Source organism: Micromonospora sp. NPDC050200 (genome assembly GCF_040656135.1).
Lineage (GTDB): Bacteria > Actinomycetota > Actinomycetes > Mycobacteriales > Micromonosporaceae > Micromonospora.
In genome coordinates this window covers 315,777-325,542 of sequence record NZ_JBFALG010000002.1, presented here as the reverse complement: position 1 = coordinate 325,542, position 9,766 = coordinate 315,777, and the positions used below count along the sequence as shown (strand labels likewise).

Below are 9,766 nucleotides of genomic sequence, written 5' to 3'. Positions count from 1 at the left end.
GCGCGGGCCGGCCACCCGCCCCCCGTCGGCCCCCCCCCGTGGGGGGGCGCCCGCGTGCGGGGGCGGCGGGCGTGGGCCCCCGGGGGGGGGGCCGGCCCCGCCCACCACCGGTCAGCGCGGCGCGGGGACGACCGCCGGGGCCTGCTCCAGCACCGCCGAGGGCAGCTGCGGCCCGGCCGGGAGCGCCAGCGGCTCCTTGGCCCGGGTGACCAGCTCCACCACGGTCCGGCTGAGCCGCTGCGAGGACTCCGACATGGACCGGTTGGCGGTGACGATCGCCCCGACCACGTCGGCCCGCTTCTGCTGGCCGTAGCGGACCGCCTCCTCGATGCCCCGGGCCTGCGCGTCGATCGACTCGGCGACCTCCAGGATGGTCTCCGGGCGCACGGTCGGCGTCTGGATCACCCGGGCGATCTGCGGCACCGCCGTCCGCGACGCCGCCGCGTACGCCGAGAGCACGTCGTTGGCGCCGTCGGCGACCGCCTGCTGCATGTCGGCGGCCTGGTTGGCCTGCAGCAGCAGCGCCCACTGGGCGATGGTCAGCTTCATCGTCGGGATGGTCAGGTTGATCAGCAGGGCCAGCCGCTGGCCGAGGCCGTAGTTGAGGGTGCGGATGTTGCGCACCTGCGGCGAGGTGGACCAGGCCACGAAGAGCCGCTGCTGGAACTCGTTGATCCGCACCTCGAGCGCCTGGACGAACTCGGTGACCACGGAGAGCCGCTCCCGCTGGTCCCGCTCGTCGGGGGCGCCCGGGGTCACCGTGATGGACTTCGCGTCGGCGAGGGCCTCGTCGCGGACCAGCTCCATCACCGCGATCGCCCCGACGAGCTGGCCGATGGCCGCCTCGTTGGCCTTGTAGAGCTCGTCGCAGAGCACCACGTTGCGGCGCAGCTGCAGCTGCTTGTCGGTGAGCTGCCCGGCGACCCGGTCGAGCTGCTGGTCGACGGTGCGTGCCTCCTCGAAGAGCATCTCCAGCAGGTCGCGGCCCTTGCGGAACAGGCCGCGGACGGCGTCGGAGAACTTGGTGAAGGTCTCGCGTACCTTCGGGTCGCTGGGGTCGTACTTGCGGCGGAAGCTGCGCATCCGGTCGTTGATCTCGTGCATGATGCCGGTCAGTTCCGGGATGTCGACCCGGCCGACCTCCCGGAAGATCCGGCTGACCTGGGCGTTGACCTGGTCGAGTGCCTGGTTGCCGAAGCTGCCCAGCGCCTCGGTGTTGGTGAGCATCGTCGGGTAGAGCTGCCGGGCGGCCTGCTGGGCCTGGCCGAGCTGCGCCGGGGTGAGCAGGTCCTTGCAGGCGAACGTGGCCGGCTCGGCGCTGGTCGCCAGGGCGGTGGTGATGGCGGCGTCGGCGGCGCCGGCGGGCGGGTCGGCCGGGCCGCCGACGATGCTGCCGAAGTCGATCTGCAGTCCCTCGGTCATGAGGTGGTCCCCTTCACGCGCAGGTGGTGGCGTTCTTCATGCAGCTGAGCAGCGCGAGCGTCACGTCGGCGGCGGGCGCGGGCGCGGCGCGGATCTGGTCGGCCAGGCCGATGCCGGGGAAGTCGGCGACGTCGTTCGCGCCGACCTGCACGGCGGAGCGGAACCCGTACCGCTTCCACGCGATCTCCTGGATCTTCGGGTCCTTCATGGCGTCGACGAACCGGCCGGCGGCCGGGTCGAGGGCCAGCAGCGGGTGGTCGCTGTAGATGGTCGGGTCCGGGTAGAGCACCCGGACGTTCTTCAGCAGGGCGGCGCTGTTGTCGCCGCTCTGCACCACCTGCTGGATGATCTGGTTCTCGTAGCCGGCGTAGAGCGGCGCCTTGAATTCGCCGCCCTGGGTGAGCCACTCCCGGAACCCGGAGTCGGAGCTGCGCGACTGCAGGCCCTGCGCGTCGTGCAGGGCGCGCATGGTCGGCAGCGCCTTTCGGGCCTGGGCGAGGCTGGGCGCGGAGAAGCCGTCGGCGGTGGCGATGATGTTGAGTTGGAGCTGGGCGAGGGTGAAGCCGCTGTTGGACTTGGCCGGGTCGGTGCTGGCCAGGGTGATCGGGCCGCGCAGGTCGGCCGCGCCGATCGCCTCCCAGGTGCCGCGCTTGACCACGTGGTCGAGCAGCAGGCCCTTCATGTTCACCACGAAGTACCGCTCGCCGCGGCGCTGGACGATGCCCTTGCGGATCAGCGCGTCGGTGCCGCGCGGCCCGGCGTAGATGACCTCCGGCGACTGGAGCAGGTTCTCCGCCCGGTAGTCCGGGAACGCCCCCGCGTGCTGGGCTTCGAAGACGCCCTGGGCGCTGGCGCTGGACGGCCAGAGGCAGTCCAGCTTGCGGGCCTTGATCTCGTCGGTGCTCAACTGCACCTGGTCGTACGAGCCGAGCGGCTGGAAGGTGACCTCCAGCCGGTACGCCTCGCGCAGGATCCGCTGGACCTCGGCGTCCGCCATCAGCTCGGATTTCTCGGAGCCGCCGACACAGGTGACCGTGGTGGGCGGGCCGGCGGCGGGCGGGGTGTCGGCGGACCGCTTCCACAGCACCGCCGCGGCGACGCAGACGACGATCACCGTGACCAGTCCGATCAGGAACCGGGTGCTCGGCAATCTCAACGTGACTCCTTCATCGGCCCAGGTCGGGCAGGCTCGGTGGGGCGACGGTGTCCAGGTTGGCGGTGTACTGCGCGATCTCGCCCTGGTTGACCAGCCGGACGCTGTCCAGGGCGAAGTCGGCGAAGCGCCGGAACGCCACCTCGCCGTCGCGTTGCAGCCGCTCGGGGTCGTGGTAGAGCACCGGCTGCCGCTGGATGTCCAGGTACTGCCGGACGACGCCGTCGAGGCTGCGCAGGTGGCCGCCGACCTGGGCGGCGGTGGAGTAGAGGCTGTCGGGTGAGCGGTCGCGTACCCGGTCGAACAACTCCGGGACGTACCGGCAGGCGTCCTGGATGGCGCGGCGGGCCTCGGGGCGGCCGACGTCGCGGCTGAGCCGCTCGATGCCGCGCAGCACCCGCAGCGCCTCGTCGACCCGGGCGTTGGCATCGTCGGCGTAGCTGTCGCTGTCGATCCTGGCGGCGGTGCGGTCGTCGACCATCAAGTAGAGCCCGATGGCGATGGCGGTGGCGAGCAGCGGCGACCAGAGCAGGCTGCCGGTGAGGGCGAAGACCCCGGCGAAGGCGGCCACCGCCGCCGCCAGCGCCACGGGTGCGGCGAGCCGATGTCTCACTTGTACCCCGCCGCCTGCCGCAGCGCCGCCACCAGGTCGTCCTGCCGGACGAAGGTGCCGTTGGTGGCTTCGGCGACCTCCTGCAACTGGCGGGGGTCGGCGTCGCGGCCGAACGCGATGGCGACCACCGGCACCCCGGCGGCCTTCAGGGCGGTGAGCGCCCGGTCCCGGTCCCGGGCGCCGGACTGGCCGTCGGTCATCAGCACGACCAGCCGCTTGCGGTCCCCGGGCTGCACCCGGCCGAGGTCCTGCGCTGCGCGCTGCAGGCAGGCGTACATGTTGGTGCCGCCGTCGGGACGGTAGTCGGTGACCTTGCCGGCGAGGTCACGCAGCGCGGCGCCGTCGTTGCCCTGGACGGTCCACGGGCTGCCGCCGGTGATGCCGGCGTTGAAGATGCTGACCGTGGTGCTGTCCTGCGGGTGGGTCTGCAGGAAGTTCAGGGCCGCCTGGTCGGGGTCGAAGATCTGCCCGGCGGCGGCCTGGATGCCGGTCCAGCCGTCGTTCTCCCCCATCGAGCCGCTGCCGTCGAGGCAGTACCAGGCGGCGACGGGACGGCGGTAGCGGGTCTGGTAGCGGTCCAGCGCGGCCTGGATGACCGGGGCGGCCGGGAACTGGATGGCCTGTTCGTTGATGGTGCCCTGGATGCCCCAGGCCGGGTTGAACACCTCCGGGTCCGGCTTGTCGAGGCTGAGTCCGACCCCGGCGGCGGGCCGGCGGCCGAGCTTGAGCAGCGCGGCCTGGGCGTCAGCGTCAGAGAGCAGATGGTCCTGCAGCTCGGTGAGGATCCGGCGGGCGGTGTCGTTGCCGTCGTGCGGGAGGAAGCCCAGCGGCGCGTCGCTGACCGCCAGGGAACCCCGGGGGTACGCCACGAGCAGCGGTTCCCGGCCGGCCTTGACCAGTTCGGCGTTCTTCTCGATGACCAGGTCCTCGTAGGTGAACATGGCCCGGCACTGGTCGGGGTGGGCGAGACACTCGGTCATCAGGGTGCCGGTCGACGGCGGGGTCTGGTCCATCGCCTTGACGAACCGGGTGACGCCCTGTTCGACGGCGGGCGAGTCGAGCTGCTGCTGGGTGAGCGGGGTGCCGGGGCCGTTGCCGGCGAAGTGGTTCATGAAGCCGAACAGCACGGTGGCGCCGGAGTTGGACTGGGTGGGGTTGGTGATCCAGACCCGGGTGCGGCCCGACTCGACGGCGCGCAGGATGTCGGCGATCGCCACGTCGGAGCGGCCGGCGAAGCCGAGTCTGGTCATCTCGGAGCGCCAGGCGGCGAAGACGACCGGGGTGAGGAACATCGGGCGAACGTCCTGCAGGGCGCTGGCCCGGTCGCCCAGCTGAAGGAAGACACTGGAGGCGAACCAGTACGCGTCGTGGTCGCGGCTGCCGGCGGCGAGCAGCCGCGCCTGGTCCACCGAACCCTTGAAGGTCACGTCGCAGGTGTAGTGCCGGGCGGCGCACCACGGTTTGACGATGGTGGTGACGACGCTTTCCTGCTCGCTGCCGGCGACGATCCGCAGCGTGCCGGCGGCCGGCGCGTCGGTCCGCTCGGCGGAGCCCTTCCCGTTCGTGCAGCCGGTGACCAGCACCAGCATCATCACGGCCAGCGCCGTGAACTTCGTGGCCCGCACCTGCACCCCGTTTCTCCGTCGGTCGAAGACAGACCCCACATTCGGGCCGATCGGGGTCGTTGGTAGCACCGGCAAACCAACGGGACGGCCAACGTTCGGTGAACTTGAGGTGTCGGGGGCAGTTGTCCCAGATCACCCTCCACGCCCCGTGACGACGCGGCACGAACGGGTAGAACAGGTGCGTGACAGGCGCTCGGCCGGCCGGACCGTGGAAACGCTTCCGGCCACCGGCCGGACGCCCCCTGACGATGGGAGAGAGCCGGATGGCGAACACGATTCCCGACATCCCCCTCAACGACGGCAACACGATCCCCCAGCTCGGCTTCGGGGTCTTCCAGATCGGGCCGAAGGACACCGCCGAGGCCGTGGGCCGGGCGCTGGAGGTCGGCTACCGGCACATCGACACCGCCGAGATGTACGGCAACGAGGCCGAGGTCGGCGAGGCGATCCGCACCGCCGGCCTGGGCCGCGGCGAGGTCTTCGTGACCAGCAAGCTCAACAACGGCTTCCACCGGCCGGACGACGCCCGCAAGGCGTTCGAGTCGACGCTGTCCGCGCTGAGGATGGACTACCTCGACCTGTTCCTGATCCACTGGCCGCTGCCCACCCGCTACGACGGCGACTTCGTCTCCACCTGGCAGGCGCTGGAGGAGTTCCGGCGCGACGGCCGGGCCCGCTCGATCGGCGTGTCGAACTTCCAGGTGGCGCACCTGGAGCGGCTGGCCGCCGAGGCGGACGTCGTGCCCGCGGTCAACCAGATCGAGGCGCACCCGTACTTCGGCAACGAGGAGGTCCGCGCGTACGACCGGCAGCACAACATCGTCACCCAGGCCTGGTCGCCGATCGCGCAGGGCCGGGTGCTCGACGACCCGACCGTGGTCGACGTCGCCGAGCAGGTCGGCCGCACCCCGGCCCAGGTGGTGCTGCGCTGGCACCTGCAGCGCGGCGACATCGTCTTCCCGAAGTCGACCACCCCGAAGCGGATCGAGGAGAACTTCCACATCTTCGACTTCACGCTGGACGCCGTGGCGATGGAGCAGATCAGCGGACTGGACCGGGGCGAGGCCGGTCGGCAGGGCCCGAACCCGGACGAGTTCGACTACGTACCGAGCTGACCGGTGTAACGCGGGGCGGCGCCACGGCGCAACAGAGAAGGGGGCCCGACCCGGGCCCCCTTCTCCGCGTACGAGAGGACCCCGTCCACCGCGATGTTGCGCCGCCGTACCACCGCAGTTCTTTTGTCGATGCTGGTCGCCGTCGGACCGGCCGCCTGCGGCCCCACCGAGGGGGCGTCGCAGGCACGCTGGTCGGCGCCGACCTCCGCCGCCCCGACCCCGCCGCCGTCGCCCCGGCCCACCCCGAAGTCGAGCGCCGAGGTGCGCGGCCAGGTGAAGGCCGCGATGGTGGAGCTGACCGGCCTCCACCCGGACGTCACGGACGTCACATCGGAGAGCACCGAGGCGTTCAAACTCGCGCACCCGTGCCGCGACAGCCTCCCGTCGGACCGGAAGCGGACCGCGTACCGGGAGCGGCAGTGGGACAGCGAGCAGGTCTGGGTCCGGCAGTACGTCGTCGGCTACCTCACCGTGCCGGGGCGCAAGTTGATCGACGAGCTGAAGTCGACGCTGGCGAAGTGCCGGACCTACCAGGAGCCGGACGGCGTGACGACCACCACCGTCGTACGCCCCAAGGCGCCGCTGGTGCCGGCGGACGCGGACACCGTCTCCTGGTGCGAGCGGCTGGTCAGCGACGAGACCTCCTACCTGTGCACCGTCCTGGTGGCGCGCGGCAGCTACGTCATGGAACTCAACGCCGGCGAGGCCGGCGACCTGGAGAAGTCCGCGAAGCTGCTGACCAGGCTGCACACGACCGCCGTCGAACCGTTCCGCGAGGCGACGTAGCCGCTCAGATGATGAAGTGCAGCCAGTAGGCCAGCCACACCACGAACAGGGCGCCCTGCAACAGGGCCAGCGCCGCGCTCAGCCAGGCGTCGGCCGTGGCGGTCCTGGCCCATCGGGCCAGGACCAGGCCGACCGGGAACGCGGCGAGCAGGTAGCGCAGCAGGCTCTTGTACACCGGTGACCCCATCGACAGCGGCGCCAGCACCATCAGCACGGCGTAGGTGACGTAGGGCAGCCCGATCCGGCGGAAACCGGCGACCACGACCACCAGGACGGCGACGGCGAACCCGACCCGTACGGCGTCCCCGGGATTGCCGAGGCCGTGCCAGATCACCGGCAGCGGATTCTGCACGCGGATGCCCCAGCCCGCCTCCTGGGCGTGCTTGTAGGCGAACCAGTCCCCACCCTTCCACCGGCAGAACGCCATGAAGGTGAGCCAGCCGGCCGGGATCAGCGCCAGCGGCCAGCCGGTCCGGACGTACGCCCGCAGGCTGCGCGGGTCCAGCCGGTAGCGGTGTTGGCGCAGCAGGACCAGGGCGAGCGGGACGGCCACCAGGAACCCCACCGAGCGGCTGAGCCCGAGGAAGTAGCCCAGCACCCCCACCGTCACCCATCGTCCCCGCTCGGCGTAGAAGAAGGCGGCCAGCGCCAGGCACAGGAACAGCGACTCCGTCAGCGGCGCCTGGAACAGGAACGCGGTCGGCAGCAGCACCAGGTAGCGGGTGAACCGGCGCGCCGAGGCGTCGTCGCCGAGCAGCGTCTCGCCCAGCCGCAGGGCGTAGTAGAGCAGCAGCAGGAACGCGACGTTGCTGATCAGTAGCAGCGCCAGCGCGGTGTCGCCGCCCAGCGGGACCGCCACCGCCCGGCCCAGGAACGGGTAGAACAGCGGGAAGCCGAACTCGTGCCAGGGGCCGGTGAGGGGCAGCCGGCTCAGGTGGTGGTAGATCAGCGCATCCCAGGCGAACCACATGGAGATCCAGCGGTGCGGCGAGATCGCCTGCTGTTCGGCGCGCATGCCGGCCTCGTCGGCCGGGGGCACGCCGGGTATCCCGTCCGACACGGCCAGGGCGATCAATCCGACCAGGGTGAGGACGAGCTTCGCGCCGACGAACAGGGTGAGCACGTACCGCCAGCGGTCCGGCACCCGGCCGGCCAGGGCACCCGTCCGGGCGGCCAGGGCGTTCGCCCGGGCGGCCAGCGCGCCCGCCCGGGCGCGTAGGCGGTCCCAGCGCGCCGGCGGACCGGCGGACGTGCGCCGGTCTGCTGCCGTACTCCCTGGTCTGTCGATCATGCGGCGTTTCCTCGGCGGTCGGTCCGGACCGCGGCCGAACCACGGGGGCCGCGACACCTGCCGGCCGGTCATCCCCCGCCTGCGCCCGATGACACCTGCCGGCCGCTTCGGCACCGCCGGGATCGGCCGGATCGGGAGCTTCCGGGGCAGCGGACGTGAGACAGCGCAGGGAACGGGTAACCGCGCCTGTCCGACAGGACCCGAGGGCAGGGAGCGGCGTGAGGATGGACGAGCGTCACGGCACGGTGGTCATCGGCGCGGGCCCGGCGGGGCTGACCGCCGCCTACGAGTTGCTGAGGCACGGCGCGACGGTGCGGGTGTTCGAGGCCGACGACGTGGTCGGCGGCATCAGCCGCACCGTCGAGCGGGACGGCTGGCGCTTCGACATCGGCGGGCACCGGTTCTTCACCAAGGTGGGCCGGGTCGAGGAGTTCTGGCACGAGATCCTGCCCGACGAGGACTTCCTGCTCCGGCCCCGGATGAGCCGCATCTTCTACCGGGGGGCGCTCTACGACTACCCGCTGAACGCCGGCAACGCCCTGCGCAACCTCGGCGTCCTGGAGGCGGCCCGCTGCATGGGCTCGTACGCGCGGGCGCGGCTGCGCCCGCCGAAGGACCAGTCGCACTTCGAGGGCTGGGTGTCGGCGCGCTTCGGCTGGCGGCTCTACTCGATCTTCTTCAAGACCTACACGGAGAAGGTCTGGGGGATGCCGGCCGAGAAGTTGCAGGCCGACTGGGCCGCCCAGCGGATCAAGAACCTGTCGCTGTCGACGGCGGTGGTCAACGCGCTGCTGCCGCGCCGCAACCGCAAGGACGTGACCAGCCTGATCGAGGAGTTCCAGTACCCGAAGTTCGGCCCCGGCATGATGTGGGAGCGCTGCACGGAGGAGGTCCGCAGGCGCGGCGGCGAGGTCACCACCGGCACCTGGGTGACGGCGGTGCACCGGGAGGACGGGCGGGCCGTGGCGGTCACCGTCGACGGGGCGGACGGCGAGCGCCGCCTTCCCGCCGACCACGTCATCTCGTCGATGCCGATCTCCGAGCTGGTGGCCACGGTGCGGCCGGCCGCCCCGCCCGAGGTGCTCGCCTGCGCCGCCGACCTGCGCTACCGCGACTTCCTGACCGTGGCGCTGGTGGTGCCGGCGGAGTTCTCCTTCCCCGACAACTGGATCTACGTGCACGACCCGGCGGTGAACGTGGGCCGGATCCAGAACTTCGGCTCCTGGTCGCCGTACCTGGTCAAGGACGGCCGTACCTGCCTGGGGCTGGAATACTTCGTGTTCGAGGACGACGAGACGTGGCGGACCTCCGACGCCGACCTCGTCGCGCGGGCCACCGCCGAGCTGGAGCAGCTCGGCCTGGTGCGGCCGGGCGCGGTGGAGAGCGGATACGTGGTGCGGATGCCGAAGGCCTACCCGGTGTACGACGACCGCTACCAGCACAACGTCGACACCATCCGGGCGTGGCTGGCCCGGGAGCTGCCCAACGTGCACCCCGTCGGGCGCAACGGGATGCACCGCTACAACAACCAGGACCACTCGATGCTGACCGCCATGCTGACCGCCGAGAACATCGTCCACGGCGCCGGCCACGACGTCTGGTCGGTCAACGTGGAGCAGGACTACCACGAGCAGCGCAGCGACAACGGCGACGGCCGGCGGGGCACCGGACGGGACGCGCCCACCGTGCCGGGGCGTACCGTCGGCGCGGTCGGCGGCCCTGCCCCGGACCGTCGACCGACCGGGGTCAACTGAGCGTCAG

8 protein-coding genes are annotated in these 9,766 nt (G+C 71.7%); 3 read left to right on the top strand and 5 right to left on the bottom strand.

The genetic code is table 11. The annotated features are described in order from the left end of the window. Positions 1-111: 111 nt before the first annotated feature. The 4 genes from AB0I41_RS03060 to AB0I41_RS03045 are packed head-to-tail and all read right to left on the bottom strand — an operon-like array spanning position 112 to position 4,819. Positions 112-1,422 carry a toxic anion resistance protein gene (locus AB0I41_RS03060; protein ID WP_357101190.1) on the bottom strand — a complete coding sequence of 437 codons (1,311 nt, stop codon included), beginning with the start codon at positions 1,420-1,422 and terminating at the stop codon, positions 112-114. 13 nt (positions 1,423-1,435) lie between these two features. Next, positions 1,436-2,578 carry a hypothetical protein gene (locus AB0I41_RS03055; RefSeq protein ID WP_357101188.1) on the bottom strand — a complete coding sequence of 381 codons (1,143 nt, stop codon included), beginning with the start codon at positions 2,576-2,578 and terminating at the stop codon, positions 1,436-1,438. 10 nt (positions 2,579-2,588) lie between these two features. Continuing rightward, positions 2,589-3,188, bottom strand: a complete 600-nt coding sequence (locus AB0I41_RS03050) for a hypothetical protein (RefSeq protein WP_357101186.1) — start codon at positions 3,186-3,188, stop codon at positions 2,589-2,591. Beyond that, positions 3,185-4,819: a vWA domain-containing protein gene (locus AB0I41_RS03045; protein WP_357101184.1), complete on the bottom strand. Its 1,635-nt coding sequence runs from the start codon at positions 4,817-4,819 to the stop codon at positions 3,185-3,187. The genes AB0I41_RS03050 and AB0I41_RS03045 overlap by 4 nt, the downstream gene beginning before the upstream one ends. 257 nt (positions 4,820-5,076) lie before the next feature. Here AB0I41_RS03045 and AB0I41_RS03040 point away from each other — a divergent pair, with 257 nt between their 5' ends. Together AB0I41_RS03040 and AB0I41_RS03035 are read left to right on the top strand one after the other, a co-directional pair. After that, positions 5,077-5,928, top strand: a complete 852-nt coding sequence (locus AB0I41_RS03040) for an aldo/keto reductase (RefSeq protein ID WP_357101182.1) — start codon at positions 5,077-5,079, stop codon at positions 5,926-5,928. A 93-nt stretch (positions 5,929-6,021) separates the two neighbouring features. After that, the gene (locus tag AB0I41_RS03035; protein ID WP_357101180.1) at positions 6,022-6,714 is read left to right on the top strand and encodes a hypothetical protein; all 693 of its coding nucleotides are present in this window, start codon (positions 6,022-6,024) and stop codon (positions 6,712-6,714) included. A gap of 4 nt (positions 6,715-6,718) precedes the next feature. Here the strand turns inward: AB0I41_RS03035 and AB0I41_RS03030 are convergent, their stop codons facing one another. Next, on the bottom strand, positions 6,719-8,005 hold the full coding sequence (locus AB0I41_RS03030; RefSeq protein ID WP_357101178.1) for a hypothetical protein: 1,287 nt from the start codon (positions 8,003-8,005) through the stop codon (positions 6,719-6,721). 224 nt (positions 8,006-8,229) lie between these two features. Here AB0I41_RS03030 and AB0I41_RS03025 point away from each other — a divergent pair, with 224 nt between their 5' ends. Then, entirely contained in the window at positions 8,230-9,759 is a 1,530-nt protein-coding gene (locus tag AB0I41_RS03025; protein WP_357101176.1) for an NAD(P)/FAD-dependent oxidoreductase, read from the top strand. The last annotated feature ends 7 nt before the right edge of the window (positions 9,760-9,766 follow it).